Source organism: Cellulosimicrobium composti (genome assembly GCF_010287905.1).
Lineage (GTDB): Bacteria > Actinomycetota > Actinomycetes > Actinomycetales > Cellulomonadaceae > Cellulosimicrobium > Cellulosimicrobium composti.
The window spans coordinates 12,268-27,311 of sequence record NZ_JAAFAN010000056.1; the positions used below are offsets into that span (position 1 = coordinate 12,268).

Here is a 15,044-nt window from a genome sequence, read left to right on the forward strand (position 1 = left end):
CCGGCCGGGGAGCACGCGCGGTGCGTCCGCGAACGTGAGCCGATCGACACGACATCTTCACCCGGACGCGCCGGAGCCCGGCGGGCCGACGTGCGGCCCACCGGGCTCCGGGTGCCGGGTCACCCCGGCGGCGTGCGCGTGACCGGACGGTCAGGCCTGCGCCGACCAGCGCGGGAACGCGCCGCGGCCGGCGTAGCGCGCGGCGTCGTCCAGCGCCTCCTCGATGCGCAGGAGCTGGTTGTACTTGTTGATGCGCTCGCCGCGGGCGGGGGCACCGGTCTTGATCTGGCCGGCGTTCGTCGCGACGGACAGGTCGGCGATCGTCGTGTCCTCGGTCTCGCCCGAGCGGTGCGACACCATCGCGGTGAAGCCGTTGCGCTGCGCGAGCTCGACGGCGTCGAGCGTCTCCGTGAGCGTGCCGATCTGGTTGAGCTTGACCAGGAGCGAGTTCGCGGCCTTGAGCTCGATGCCCTTCGCGAGGCGCTCGGGGTTGGTGACGAACAGGTCGTCGCCGACGATCTGCACCTTGTCGCCGACCTCGGAGACGAGCTGCGCCCAGCTGTCCCACTCGTCCTCGGACAGCGGGTCCTCGATGGAGACCAGCGGGTAGTCGCGCACGAGCTGCTCGTAGTACGCGATCATCTCGGCCGGCGTCTTCGCGCCGCCCTCGAACTGGTACGCGCCGTCGGAGAAGAACTCGGTCGACGCCACGTCGAGCGCGAGCGTCACGTCGGTGCCCGGCGTGAAGCCGGCCTTCTCGATCGCGACGAGGATGAGGTCGAGCGCCTCGCGGTTGCTCGCGAGGTTCGGCGCGAAGCCGCCCTCGTCGCCGAGCCCCGTGGCCAGGCCCTTCTCCTTGAGCACGGACTTGAGCGAGTGGTAGACCTCGGCGCCGGTGCGCAGCGCCTCGCGGAACGACGACGCGCCGATCGGGGCGACCATGAACTCCTGGATGTCGACGTTCGAGTCCGCGTGGGACCCGCCGTTGAGGATGTTCATCATCGGCACGGGCAGGACGTGCGCGTTCGGGCCGCCGACGTAGCGGTACAGGTCGAGACCGGCGCTCTTCGCGGCGGCCTTCGCGACGGCGAGCGAGACGCCGAGGATCGCGTTCGCGCCGAGCTTGCCCTTGTTGGGGGTGCCGTCGAGGTCGATGAGGGCGGCGTCGATGAGGCGCTGGTCCTCGGCCTCGAAGCCGATGAGCTCCGGGGCGATGTCGTCGATCACGGAGTTGACCGCGCCCTCGACACCCTTGCCCAGGTAGCGGGACTTGTCGCCGTCACGGCGCTCGACGGCCTCGAACGCACCGGTCGACGCGCCCGACGGCACGGCGGCGCGGGCGAACGTCCCGTCGTCCAGGACGACCTCGACCTCGACGGTCGGGTTTCCGCGGGAGTCGAGGATCTCGCGCGCTCCAACGGCTTCGATGCTGGCCACAGGTGCTCCTTCGGGGCAGGGCTGCGGGCGCTTCGGCAATGGGGTACGGCCGACCCGGGCAGGGAAACCCGGGACGCCGCGTGCGCGCCCGCGACGATGGTGGGTTTACGCCCACAGCCTAGTGCCCGTGTGTGACGTGCGCCGCTGCGTCCGCTCCGTGGGCCCGTGCGCGGGACCTCGGTGGGCGGACCGGTGACGTTGGTCCCGAGGCCGACTGCACGCACGCGGAGTCGGACGCATGACCAGGTAGGACGCGAAAATAATCGGCTCAAATGACCCAGACAATCGTCCAACTGCTGTCTGGCGCTGTCACTCGAACATCGTTTCGTGCCGGTCGAGTTCACCCGGTGTTCACCTACCGTTCACCTTGACCCGAGCAGTAGCGTGACGCCACGAACCGTTGTGCTGCCAACGACGACAGCACCGTTCAAAGGGGTACAAGACGCCATGAAGCTCAATGAATTGCGCTCGGAACGAGCGCGGCGGAATGGGCGCACCAGAAAGTTCGTCGCCGCATTCTTCGCCTTTATCCTCGCGGGCACCCTCGCGAGCACCCCGGCCGCGGCCGTCACCGATCCCGACCCGTCGTTCCGCCTCACGGCGCACGACCTCGAGTTCATCCTCAAGCAGATCCACATCGCCGAGGCGCACTCCGCCGGCGGCACGCTGCTCTGCGACGACCCGACCGACACGAGCGGCAAGTGCGTCCCGAGCCCGGCCCTGCCGTTCGGCCTGCGCACCGTCGACGGCTCGTTCAACAACCTGCTCACCGGGCAGTCCGACTACGGCAGCGCCGACCGCCCGTTCCCGCGGCTCCTGGGGACGACGTGGCGCGAGGCGGACCCCGGTCCCCCGTTCTCGCCGCCGAACCCGCCCGGCGCCACCGACCCGTGCGCCGCGGGCACCACGTGCTACTCGATGTTCGCGCCCGGCAGCTTCGTCTACGACGCCGACCCGCGCATCATCTCCAACCTCATCGTCGACCAGAGCGCCGACAACCCCGCCGCCGTCAACGCGGCGGAGAGCACCGAGGGCGGCGAGGTCCGTCCCGACGGCTCCGTGTACATCCCGAACACGGCGCCGGACGAGGGCCTCTCCGCCCCTTTCAACGCCTGGTTCACGTTCTTCGGCCAGTTCTTCGACCACGGCCTCGACCTCGTGAACAAGGGCGGCAACGGCACGCTCGTCGTCCCGCTCCAGCCCGACGACCCCCTGTACGACCCGGCGTCGCAGACCAACTTCCTCGTCCTCACGCGCGCCACGCGCCTTCCCGGGCCCGACGGCGTCATCGGCACGGCCGACGACGAGCACAACAACCAGACGACGCCGTTCGTCGACCAGAACCAGACGTACACGTCGCACCCCGCTCACCAGGTGTTCCTGCGCGAGTACGAGCTGCGCGACGGCGTCCCGCACGACACCGGGCGGCTCCTCGACGGGTCGCTCCCGGGCGGTGGACGCGGCGGTCTCGCCACGTGGGCCGACGTGAAGCAGCAGGCGCGCGAGGTCCTGGGCATCGACCTCACGGACGCGGACGTGCTGAACGTGCCGCAGGTCGCGGTGGACCTCTACGGCAACTTCATCCCCGGGCCGGGCGGGTTCCCGCTCCTCGTCACGGACGAGGACGGCGACCCCGAGACCGAGGACGCGCTGAACGTCGAGGGCAACCCCGCCGAGCCGGTCCCGACCACGAACGCGCTGCGCACCGCGCACTCCTTCCTCGACGACATCGCGCACGGCTCGACGCCGCTGTTCGACGCCGAGGGCAACCTCGTGCCGCAGCAGTTCGACGACGAGGGCAGCCCGATCCCGCCGGGCGTGCCGCTGTTCAACGCCGACGGCTCGCCGGTCACGGACCAGTCCCTCGCCGGCTACGACAACGTCTCCCTCGACGAGCACTTCGTCACCGGCGACGGCCGCGGCAACGAGAACATCGGTCTCACCGCCGTGCACCACGTGTTCCACTCCGAGCACAACCGGCTCGTCGGCTACATCGACGGCGTGCTCGCTGAGAACCCCGAGCTGCAGAAGGCCTACCAGGGTCTCGAGCACCAGTGGCCGACCAAGCGCGCGGGCGACGAGCTCCCCGGGCCCGAGGACGACGACTGGTCGTACGAGCAGCGGCTCTTCCAGGCGGCCCGCTTCGCGACCGAGATGCAGTACCAGCACCTCGTGTTCGAGGAGTTCGCCCGCAAGGTCCAGCCGAACGTCGACCCGATCGTCTTCAACGAGAACAGCTACGACGCGACGATCGACCCGGCCATCGTGGCCGAGTACGCGCACGTCGTGTACCGGTTCGGGCACTCGATGCTCACCGAGGAGATCGAACGCGTGGGCTTCGGGACCGAGAGCGTCAGCCTGCTCGACGGCTTCCTCAACCCACGCACGTACGACGACGACGGGACCCTGACACCCGAGCAGGCCGCGGGCGCCGTCGTCAACGGCACGACCAACCAGGTCGCGGGCCAGATCGACGAGCACGTCATCAGCACCCTGCGCAACAACCTGCTCGGCCTGCCGCTCGACCTCGCGACGATCAACATGCTGCGCGGTCGTGACACCGGGACGCCGGGGCTCCAGGAGGCGCGCCGCACGTTCTACGCCGCGTCGGGCTCCCCGACACTCCAGCCGTACGAGAGCTGGTTCGACTTCGGTCTCGGGCTCAAGAACGGCAACAACTTCGGTCGCGGCGGGAGCAACGCGTCGCTGATCAACTTCGTGGCCGCGTACGGCACCCACCCGTCGATCCTCGCCGAGACCACGGTCGAGGGGAAGCGGAACGCGGCGTCCCTGCTGGTCAACGGCACGCCGTCCGGCGAGGGCTTCGTCCAGCGGTTTGCCGGGGACACGCGCTTCCACACGGCGGCGCAGATCAGCAGCTCGCACTTCCCCACCCCCGCGGCGGGCGAGCCCGGGGTGCCGGTCGTGTACATCACGACGGGCCACAACTTCCCCGACGCCCTCGCCGGCGGACCGGCTGCGGCGGCGGGCGACGGGCCCATCCTCCTGGTGGACCGGGACGCCGTCCCGGCCGCCACCGCCGCGGAGCTCCTGCGCCTGCGCCCCCAGACCATCGTGGTGCTCGGCGGGCCGCTCGCCGTCCTCGACACCGTGGTCAACAACCTGGGTGGCTACACGTCCGGCCCGGTGACGCGGGTCGCGGGGACGACGCGGTACGACACGGCCGCGCTCATCAGCCAGGCGCTCATCCCGAGCGGGTCGGTCGACACGGTGTACGTCGCGACCGGCGAGAACTTCCCCGACTCGCTCGCCGCGTCGGCGTTCGCGTCGCGGGACGGGCACCCGATCCTGCTCACGGCGCGCGACGGCCTGCCGGCCGCCACGCGGGCCGAGCTCGTCCGGCTCGCACCGAGCCGGGTCGTCGTCCTCGGCGGCCCGATCGCCATCGGCGCGACGCCCGAGGCGCAGATCCGTGCCGCCCTGCCCGGGGCCACGGTCACCCGCGTCGCCGGGGACACGCGCTACGACACCGCGGCGATGCTCGCCCTCGCGGAGTTCACCGGACCGGTCGACACGCTGTACCTGACCACCGGCACGAACTTCCCCGACGGCCTGGCCGTGGGACCGGTCGCCGGCCTGTCCGGTGCCCCGGTCCTGCTGGTCCCGCCGACCGGCGCGGTCCCGCAGGTGGTCGTCGACGCGATCGGGCAGCTCGACCCCGGACGCATCGTCGTCCTCGGTGGCACGCTCGCCGTGTCCCCGGAGGTCGAGGCCGTCATCGCCGGGCTCGCACCGCTCGCGCAGGAGGCCCCGGCCGACCGCGTCGACTTCGTGCACAGCACGGGGGCGTGGGCGAACCAGCCCGACGGCCTCACGACGACGGGTCTCGAGGACGTCGACTTCTGGACGGGTGGCCTCGCCGAGGCGCTCGACCCGTTCGGCGGCATGCTCGGCTCGACGTTCAACTTCGTGTTCGAGAAGCAGCTGGAGAACCTGCAGTTCGGCGACCGGTTCTACTACCTGTTCCGCAACCAGGGGAACCAGCTCTTCGCGGCGCTCGAGGCGAACTCGTTCGCCAAGCTGATCCAGCGCAACACCGACGCGTCGCTCCTGCCGGCGGACATCTTCTCCGTCCCGGACCCGTCGCTCGACCTCGAGAACCTGCCCGACCCGTGGCCGGAGCAGCTCTCGCAGATGGGTGACGGCACGTACCGCTGGGACGGCGACGAGCACGTCGAGATCCACGGCAACCGCACCGGGGACGACCGCATCCGCGGCGGCCAGGGTGACGACGCGCTGTGGGGCTACGGCGGGAACGACCGCATCGAGGGTGGTTCCGGGAACGACGAGATCATCGGCGGACCGGGCGACGACATCCTCACGGACAGCTTCGGCGACGACAACATCAAGGGTGGTCTCGGCAACGACGCCATCAACGGCGGTCCCGGCGTGAACCTGCTGCTCGCGAGCCACGGGAACGACTTCGTGGTGGGCGGCAACGACACGCCGAACGACATCTTCGCCGGCACGGGGAACGACGTGGTGCTCGGCGGCGCCGGGCGCACGAACGTCTTCGGCGGCGAGGGTGACGACTGGATCCAGGGCGGCTCGCACGCCGACCTGGCCCAGGGAGACAACGCCAACCAGTTCCAGAACGACACGATCGGAGGCAACGACGTCGTCGTCGGCGGACCGGGCAACGACGACATCGAGGGCGAGGGTGGCGACGACGTGCTCGTCGGCCGGGCCTTCGGCACCGACCGGCACGAGGGCGCCATCGGCTACGACTGGGTCACCTACTACGGCGAGAACGGCGGGGTCGACGCCGACCTGCGCTTCTCGACGCTGCAGCGCCCGGACGTCCAGGCCGTCCGCGACCGGTACGACCTCGTCGAGGCGCTCTCGGGCGGCGGCGGCAGCGACGTCCTGCGTGGCCAGGGCGTCGGCGTCGACGACATCCCGGACAACGAGGTGCCGCTGCACAAGATGACGCAGGAGACGCTCGACCTGTTCCCCGGCCTGGAGGAGATCCTCCGACCGGGCGGCGGGCACGAGGACTACGCCCTGCGGTTCATGGACGACCCGCTGGCCGCCGACCAGGACGGCCAGAGCAACCTGCTCATCGGCGGGCCGGGCAGCGACCTCGTCGAGGGTCGTGGCGGGAACGACTTCATCGACGGCGACGCGTACCTGCGCGTGCAGCTCGCCGTCGGCGACGAGCGTTTCGACAGCGCGTCCCAGCTCCAGACCCGCGTCTTCGCGGGCGAGATCAACCCGGGCGACATCACGATCGTCCGCGAGATCGTGGAGGACGACGAGCCCGACACCGTGCTCGACACGGCGGTCTACCAGTTCGACCGCGAGGCGTACGAGGTGACCGACCTCGGCGACGGCTACGTCGCCGTCGAGCACACGGGCGCCGCGGAGCTCGAGGAGAGCGACGGGCGCGACATCCTGCGCAACGTCGAGATGCTGCAGTTCGGCGACGGCTGCCTCGTCCTGGCCACGATGGAGGCGTGCGCGTCCTTCGGGACCGTCACCTTCGCCGGCCAGATCGACCCGCCGACGGAGGACCAGCCGCTCACCGCGACGGTCGTCTTCGACGAGTCGCTCGTCCAGAACCCGACGAACGTCCGGTTCGCCTGGCAGCTGGGCGAGGGCGGCGAGGAGTGGGAGCCGTCCGCCACGGGCGACACCCTGCCGGACGCGCCCAACGGTCGCGTCGACACGTTCACCCCGGGTGACGGGGACGGCGGGATGCTGCTCCGGGTCGTGGTGACGTTCCGCGACGACCAGGGTCAGCTGCGCTCGATCGTCTCGGACGCGCTGCCCGAGGTCGTGAACATCAACGACGCCCCGACCCAGCCGGTGCTCTCGCCGGCGTCGGTGGCGGTCGGCGGCGGGCTCAACCTCGGCGGCTTCACCGACGGGGACGGGCTCGAGGAGGCGTCCGAGGCCGGGATCACGTACGAGTGGCAGGCGTCGACCGACGGCTTCGCCACCGTCCGGGTCCTGGACAACGTGGTGCCGACCGCGTACCTCGTGACGGCCGCGGAGGCCGGCCACCAGATCCGGGTCGTCGTCGGCTACACCGACGACCAGGGCACGGCGGAGACGGTGATCTCGACCGTCTCCACCGTGACCGGCGGCCCCTGACCGGGTAGGCGGCCCGCGGGCCCCGGCCGGCACCGGGACCCGTCCTCACGCGGACCGCACCTGAGGGGCGCGGGGGCCCGGCGCCACGGCGACGGGCCCCCTCGTCGTGCGCTGCTCGTGCGTGGCGGCTCAGGCCCGCGCCGACTCCGCGGCCCGGATCGCGCCCTCGACCCGGCGCAGCTCGCCGCGCAGCGCGGCCTCGGCGTCGAGCCCGCTCGCCTCGGCGCGCGCCACGAGCGCGAGCAGCTCGCGCCCGAGCGCCTCCTGCGCCGCGGGGCCCGCGTCGTCGTGCGCCACCGACCCGGCGTCGTCCGACGGCGCCGCGAGCGCCGCGGCGACCGCGTCGCCCAGTCCCCCGCGCCCGGCGCGCGAGAGGACCTTCTGCGCCCGGGCGAGCGCGCCCTGCGTGCTGGAGATGCCCTCGAGCACGGACGAGCGCTGCTTCTCGGCCTTCTTGATCGCGTCCCACTGCTCGTGCAGGTCGGTGACCTCGGCGTCGGCGAACACGTGCGGGTGGCGGCGGACGAGCTTCGCCGCGAGGTCCGCCGCGACGTCGTCGACGGTGAACGGCTCAGGTTCCTCGCTCGCGATGCGCGCGTGGAACAGGACCTGGAGCAGCAGGTCGCCGAGCTCCTCGCGCATCCCGGCCCGGTCGCCGGTCTCGATGGCGTCGGCGAGCTCGTGCGCCTCCTCCAGCAGGTAGCGCACGAGCGACCCGTGCGTCTGCTCGCGGTCCCACGGGCACCCGCCCGGGGAGTAGAGGCGGTCCATCACGGCGACGACGTCGCGCAGGGGGTCCGGGGCGGTGGCGGGCTCCGGGGCGGGCGCGGCCCCGGCCGCGGGCTGGGTGTCGGTCACCGCCCCATCGTAGGTTCGCGGCCACGCCGACCCCGGACGCGCACGGGCCGCGCCCGGGGCCGGCTCAGGCTGCCGGTCTCACGACCGCCAGGTGTCGGACAGCGTCACGGAGCCGTCCGCGCCGACGGTCGCTGTGCGGTTGCCGCCGCTCTCCCAGACGACGTTCCCCGCGCCGTCGCGCCGGACGTACTTGTACTCGAACGTCGTCCCCGCGGGGAGGTCGACGCTCGCGGTCCACAGCGGGTAGCTCGCGGACGACAGCGGGACGCCGTGCGCGGGCGACCAGGAGCCCAGCGCGGGGACGCTGCCGACGACGTACACCTCCTGGCCCCACGTGGTGGTCGCGGTGACGGAGAACGACGCGTCGCCCTGGACGCCGCCCGGTCCCTCGCCGCCGTCGCACGGGTCGCCCGCCGTGACCGTCCCCCCGGAGACGGCGACGGCGGCGCCGCTCAGCGCGTAGTCCGCGCCGCCGTTGTTGTCCCAGGTGCCGGAGCCGTTCGTGAAGGCCGCGGTGACGGTCGCGGCCGCGCCCGAGGCACCGTCCGGGAGGGCGATCTCGCGGGCGACCCAGCCCTCGCACGCGGGGGCCATCGCGATCCCGGGCACGGCGGTCCAGGCGCCCGTGCCGACGCGGTAGTGGACGCGGTACGCGTCCCAGCCCTTGTCCGTCGCGTAGTAGACGGTCGTCCCGGCCGGGTCGACGGGCCCCGGTCCGCCGGTGCCGCCGTCGGCCAGGGCGCCGACGTGCAGGGCGAGCGCGCCGTACGCCGGGACCGTCGCGGTGAACGTGCCGGACGCCGAGACCGTGACCGTCGTCGAGCAGTCCTTCGACGCGACGACGTCGCAGTACGTCCCCGCGGGGAGCGACGTCTGGTACGTGCGCGTCACGGCGTGCGCGGCGTTGTTGATCGTCACGTAGCCCTTGCTGCCGCGGCCGTACGCGACGTGGTTGTCCCCGTCGTCCCACCAGTGCGTCACCGCGGTGCCCGCGACGGTGTTGTGGAAGCCGACCATGCCCGCGATCTCGGTCCATCTCTGGGTGCACACCCAGGCCGGGTCCGAGCAGCTCGCGTCGGGGACCGACGTCGCGGTCGCGCCCGGGGCGCCGGCGTCCTTGTCGTCCCAGCGGTACCCCGAGTAGACGCTCGGCGCGCCGTACGGCCACGAGAGCATGAAGGTGTTCGCGAGCACGTACTTGGCGCCCCACCGGTAGCTCATGGTCTCGCCGTTGCGCTCGGTGTCGTGGTTGTCGACGAACACGCCCGCGCGGTCCGAGGGCAGCTTGCCGTCGCCGATCGTCCGCAGGTCCTTGATCCGGCCGTCGAACCGAGACTTGAGCTCGCGCGCGTAGGAGAACTCGTGCGAGTCGCCGGAGCCGAGGTACTCCACGGGCTGGATCGGCTCGCCGCCGGCGCCGATGACCTCGTGCACCCAGAACACGTCCGGGTCCGTGAGCCTCGCCTTGATCGCGGCGAGGTCGGCGGCCGGGACGTGCTTCGCGGCGTCGATGCGGAACCCGGCGACGCCGAGCGAGAGGAGGTCGTTCAGGTACCCGGCGATCGTGTCGCGCACGTGGTCCGAGCCCGTCCGCAGGTCCTGGAGCGAGACGAGGCGGCAGTGCTGCACCACGTACCGGTCCCCGTACCGGTCCCCGATGTTCTCCTTGCAGTCGTTGAAGTCGGCCGGCCCGTAGAGGCCCGGGTAGCTCTCGACGCCGTACGTCGAGCCCGCGACTCCCGTCCCGCCGCCCTGGTCCGCGCCCGCCATGTGGTTGACGACCGCGTCGGCGATGACGCCGACGCCGGCGGAACGGCACGTCTCGACCATGTGCGCGAACTCCGCCCGCGTGCCGAGCTTCGAGTCGATGCGGTAGCTCACGGGCTGGTACGAGGTCCACCACGCGGTGCCCTGGACGGTCTCCTGCGGCGGCGAGACCTGGACGTAGCCGAACCCGGCCGGTCCGATCGTGCTGGTGCACTCCGCGGCGACGGAGTCCCACGTCCACTGGAAGAGGTTGAGGATCACGTCGCCCCGGCCGTTCGGGGAGTCGACGACGGGCGCCGGCACGGGAGGTGCGGCCGCGGCCGGCGCGACGACCGGGGCCGTGGCGGCGAGCGCCGTGCCGAGCGCCAGCGCGGCCGAGGCGGCGGTCGCGACGAGTCGCCGCAGGCGGCGTCCAGGTCTCGGGGCGGGGCCGGGGACGCTCCCGGGGATGGACGCGGTCGCCGGAGGTCCGGCGGGGTCGGTGGTGCGCGTCATTGCTGCTCCTTCGAGGGATGCGGCGGCCGTGCGCTCGGCGCCGAGCGCGTGGCGGCCACACGGTGCTGACGAGCGCCCCGGGGTGACGGGCGCGAGGAGTCTCCGCAGCGTTGCAGAGCGTTTCCGGAACTTGCTGCAACCTTACAGAGGAGCCCGTGCGATGTCACCACCTGACGCGCTGACCGCCCGTGCGCGGGGCGCGAGGGCGGCATACCGTCGTCGTGCACGTGCACGTGCACGCGCACCCGCACCACAGGAGGAGCCGCCATGGGGAACAAGCGCCGCTGGAAGGACCTCACGAGGGGCCAGAAGATCGCCGTCGGGGCCGTGGGCGCGGCCCAGGTCACGCTCACCGCCGCCGCCTACCGCGACCTCCTGCGTCGGCCCGCCGAGCGGGTCAACGGCACCAAGCTCGCGTGGGGTCTCGCGCTGCTCGTGAACTGGGTCGGCCCCATCGCGTACTTCCTCGACGGCCGCAAGGACTGACGCCCCGCGCCGAGCATGCTTTGGGGGGGGGGGGGCCCCCCGGGGGGGGGGGCGCGGCCCCGGGGGGCGGGGGGGGGGGGGGGGGGGGCCCGCCCCCCCCCCCCCCCCGCCCCCCCCCCCCCCCCCTAACTCATGCGGGGGCGGGTGAGGGGGTCAGCGACCGCCCGACGCCGTACCGACCGTCGCCGCGGCGCTCACCTCGCCGAGGATCACCGCGTCGATGAGCTGGCGCGCCCAGGCGAGCACCTCGGCGCCGCGCAGCGGGCGTCCGCCGATGCGCGCCGTCGTCGGGTACGGCACGAGGAACGCCCGGATCGCGGGCTTGAGGAGCGTGCCCGGGTAGAGGCGCTTGAGCCGCAGCTGCGCCGACTCGGCGAGGTCGACGGGCGCGAACCGGATGAACTTGCCCTGCGCGGTGACGTCGGTGAGCCCGGCGCGGCGCGCGTGGTTGCGGAAGTCGGCGACGTCGAACAGCGCGGACGCGACGTCCGGCAGCGCGCCGTAGCGGTCGACGAGCTCGGCCCGCACCTCGGCGAGCTGCGGCGCGTCGGTCGCGGCGGCGATCTTCTTGTACGCCTCGAGCCGCAGGCGCTCGGTCGCGATGTACGACTCGGGCAGGTGCGCGTCGACCGGCAGCTCGATCGAGACCTCCGGCTGCTCCTCGGGACCGTCGCCGCGGTAGTTCGCGACCGCCTCCCCCACCATGCGCACGTAGAGGTCGAACCCGACGCCCGCGATGTGCCCCGACTGCTCGCCGCCGAGGAGGTTGCCCGCGCCGCGGATCTCGAGGTCCTTCATCGCCACCTGCATGCCCGCGCCGAGGTCGGTGTGCGCGGCGATCGTCGCCAGGCGGTCGTGCGCGGTCTCCGTGAGCGGGCGCTCCGGCGGGTAGAGGAAGTACGCGTACGCGCGCTCGCGCCCGCGACCCACACGACCGCGGAGCTGGTGGAGCTGGGACAGGCCGAGCATGTCCGCGCGCTCGAGGATGAGCGTGTTCGCGTTGGAGATGTCGAGGCCCGTCTCGATGATCGTCGTGCAGACGAGGACGTCGAGCTCCTTCTCCCAGAACGCCCGGATCACCTGGTCGAGCTGGTGCTCGTTCATCTTGCCGTGGGCCACGCCGACGCGGGCCTCGGGCACGAGCTCGCGCAGCTTCGACGCCGTGCGGTCGATCGTCTCGACCTTGTTGTGCACGTAGAACACCTGGCCCTCGCGCAGGAGCTCGCGCCGCAGCGCGGCGGCGATCTGCTTCTCCTCGTACGCGCCCACGTACGTGAGGACGGGGTGACGCTCCTCGGGCGGGGTCGCGAGGGTCGACATCTCGCGGATGCCGGTGACCGCCATCTCGAGCGTGCGCGGGATCGGCGTCGCGGACATCGCCAGCACGTCGACGTTCGTGCGCAGCTGCTTGAGCGTCTCCTTGTGCTCGACGCCGAACCGCTGCTCCTCGTCGATGATGACGAGGCCCAGGTCCTTGAACCGGACGCTGCCGGTGATGAGCCGGTGCGTGCCGATGACGACGTCGACCGTGCCCTTGCGCAGCCCGTCGACGACCTCCTCGGACTCCTTGGGCGTCTGGAAGCGCGAGAGCGCCTTCACCGTCACGGGGAAGCCCGCGTACCGCTCGGAGAACGTCTCGAGGTGCTGCTGGACGAGCAGCGTCGTCGGCACGAGGACCGCGACCTGCTTGCCGTCCTGCACCGCCTTGAAGGCCGCGCGGATCGCGATCTCGGTCTTGCCGTAGCCGACGTCGCCGCACACGAGACGGTCCATGGGCACGGACTTCTCCATGTCCGCCTTGACCTCGTCGATCGTCGCGAGCTGGTCGGGCGTCTCGACGTACGCGAACGCGTCCTCGAGCTCGCGCTGCCACGGCGTGTCCGGGCCGAACGCGTGGCCCTGTGTCGCCATGCGCGCCGAGTACAGGCGGATCAGCTCGCCCGCGATCTCCTTGACGTGCTTGCGCGCACGCGACTTCGTCTTGGCCCAGTCGGCGCCACCCATCTTGTTGAGGCTCGGCGACTCGCCTCCCGTGTACTTGGTGACCTGGTCGAGCTGGTCCATGGGGACGAACAGCCGGTCGCCGGGCTGGCCGCGCTTGCTCGACGCGTACTCGATGACGAGGTACTCGCGCGTCGCGGCGTTGCCGCCCGTACCGAGCGTGCGCTGCACGAGCTCGACGAACCGCCCCACGCCGTGCTGCTCGTGCACGACGAAGTCGCCCGCCTTGAGCTGGAGCGGGTCGACGACGTTGCGGCGCCGGCTCGGCATCCTGCGCATGTCGCGCGTGCTCGTGCCGGCCCGGCCCGTGAGGTCCGCCTCGGAGAAGACGGCGAGGCGCAGGTCCGGGGCGACGAACCCCTTGCCGACCATCGCGGGCGTGACGAGGACGATGCCGCCCTCGGGCTCGTCGTCGAGGCGCGGCACGAGGCGCGCGGGCGTGTCCGCGGCGCCGAGCTGCTCGACCATGCGCTTGGCCGGGCCGTGGCCCTCGGTCGTGAGCACGAGCCGCCACCCGGCGTGCTGGAGCCCGCGCACGTCGTCGAGCGCGCGCGCCACGTCGCCGCGGTAGGACTCGACGTCGCGCGCCCCGATCGTGAAGGTCGGCACGCCGTCGGCGCTCTCGCCGACGTGCGCGCTCGCGGTGCCCGGTGCGCGGTCCCCGCCCGTGCCGGAGGCGTCGTCGGGCGCGACGTCGAGGTCGGGGTTGTCGAGCGCGAAGGACGAGAACGTCCACCAGCCGAGCCCGCGCCGCTGCGCGACCGTGCGCACCTCGGCGAACGTCTCGAACGACGCCGCCGACAGGTCGACCGGCGCCTTGCCGCCCGCGACGGCGCCCGTCCAGGCCGCGGCGAGGAACTCCTCGGTCGTCGCCACGAGGTCGTGCGCGCGGCGCCGCACGCGCTCGGCGTCGTCCACGACGAGCAGCGCGTCGTCGGGCACCAGCTCGAGCACCGGCACCATGCGGTCCACGAGGACCGGAGCGAGCGACTCCATGCCCTCGACCGCGACGCCCGCGGCGAGCCTGTCGAGCATCTCCGTCGCGCCCGGCAGGTCCTCGACGAGGGCCGCGGCGCGCGCCCGCACCGACTCGGTCAGCAGGATCTCCCGGCACGGCGGCGCCCACAGCCCGTGCTCGGCGATCTCGAGGCTGCGCTGGTCCGCGACCGCGAACCACCGGATCTCCGAGACCTCGTCGCCCCAGAACTCGACGCGCAGCGGGTGGTCCTCGGTGGGCGGGAACACGTCGAGGATCCCGCCGCGCACCGCGAACTCGCCGCGGCGCTCGACCATGTCCACGCGCGTGTACGCGGCGCCGACGAGGCGCTCCGCGACGTCGGTGAGGTCGGCCGTCGTGCCGGCGTGCAGCTCGACCGGCTCGAGCTCGCCCAGGCCGTCGACGACCGGCTGCAGGAGCGCGCGCACGGGCATGACGAGCACGCGCACCGGACCCGACGGGCCGATCTGGGCGTCCGGGTGCGCGAGGCGGCGGAACACCGCGATGCGCTTGGCGACGGTGTCGGCGCGCGGGCTCAGCCGCTCGTGCGGGAGCGTCTCCCAGCTCGGCAGCACGGCGACGACGTCGGCCAGCTCGTCCGGCAGGTAGGCGCGCACGCTCGCGGCGAGCTCGTCGGCGTCGCGCCCGGTCGCGGTGACGACCACGAGCGGGCGCGAGCCCGCCGCCCACGCCGGGCCGGTCGCCGCCGCGCCCGGCGCGGGCTCGTCGACCGGACCCGTCGCGCGCGCGCCCGCCATCGCGGCGAGCAGCGGCGGGCGGGCGCCGGCCGGGGGGGCCCCCCCCCCCCCCCCGCGGGCGGGGGGGGGGGGGGGCGCCGGGGGGGGGGGGGGGGGGGGGGGGCGCGGGGGGGGGGGGGCGGGGGGGG

At 72.9% G+C, this 15,044-nt stretch carries 6 protein-coding genes; 2 read left to right on the forward strand and 4 right to left on the reverse strand.

Translation table 11 applies throughout. The features are described 5' to 3' along the window. Positions 1–150: 150 nt before the first annotated feature. Complete coding sequence (gene eno / locus GYH36_RS14935) at positions 151–1,437, reverse strand: phosphopyruvate hydratase (RefSeq protein ID WP_162290245.1); 1,287 nt, start codon at positions 1,435–1,437, stop codon at positions 151–153. 447 nt (positions 1,438–1,884) lie between these two features. Between eno and GYH36_RS14940 the strand changes: the two genes are divergently transcribed. Continuing rightward, positions 1,885–7,554 (forward strand): peroxidase family protein, encoded by a 5,670-nt coding sequence (locus GYH36_RS14940; RefSeq protein WP_162290246.1) that lies wholly within the window; start codon positions 1,885–1,887, stop codon positions 7,552–7,554. 129 nt (positions 7,555–7,683) lie between these two features. Here GYH36_RS14940 and GYH36_RS14945 read toward each other — a convergent pair whose 3' ends face one another. Continuing rightward, complete coding sequence (locus tag GYH36_RS14945) at positions 7,684–8,412, reverse strand: nucleoside triphosphate pyrophosphohydrolase (protein ID WP_312028661.1); 729 nt, start codon at positions 8,410–8,412, stop codon at positions 7,684–7,686. Between the two features lie 78 nt (positions 8,413–8,490). Then, the gene (locus GYH36_RS14950; RefSeq protein ID WP_162290247.1) at positions 8,491–10,674 is read right to left on the reverse strand and encodes a carbohydrate-binding module family 20 domain-containing protein; all 2,184 of its coding nucleotides are present in this window, start codon (positions 10,672–10,674) and stop codon (positions 8,491–8,493) included. Positions 10,675–10,941: 267 nt separating this feature from the next. Between GYH36_RS14950 and GYH36_RS14955 the strand changes: the two genes are divergently transcribed. Beyond that, a complete protein-coding gene (locus GYH36_RS14955; RefSeq protein ID WP_155099969.1) occupies positions 10,942–11,160 on the forward strand; it encodes a PLD nuclease N-terminal domain-containing protein in 219 nt (72 codons plus the stop codon). 153 nt (positions 11,161–11,313) lie between these two features. Here GYH36_RS14955 and mfd read toward each other — a convergent pair whose 3' ends face one another. Beyond that, positions 11,314–14,916 (reverse strand): transcription-repair coupling factor, encoded by a 3,603-nt coding sequence (mfd, locus tag GYH36_RS14960; RefSeq protein ID WP_162290248.1) that lies wholly within the window; start codon positions 14,914–14,916, stop codon positions 11,314–11,316. Positions 14,917–15,044: the final 128 nt, after the last annotated feature.

Bases quoted from the DNA above. Each gene is read 5' to 3' on its own strand.
- mfd (WP_162290248.1), bottom strand. From the start codon at position 14,916: ATGGCGGGCGCGCGCGCGACGGGTCCGGTCGACGAGCCCGCGCCGGGC.
- GYH36_RS14955 (WP_155099969.1), top strand. From the start codon at position 10,942: ATGGGGAACAAGCGCCGCTGGAAGGACCTCACGAGGGGCCAGAAGATC.
- GYH36_RS14950 (WP_162290247.1), bottom strand. From the start codon at position 10,674: ATGACGCGCACCACCGACCCCGCCGGACCTCCGGCGACCGCGTCCATC.
- GYH36_RS14940 (WP_162290246.1), top strand. From the start codon at position 1,885: ATGAAGCTCAATGAATTGCGCTCGGAACGAGCGCGGCGGAATGGGCGC.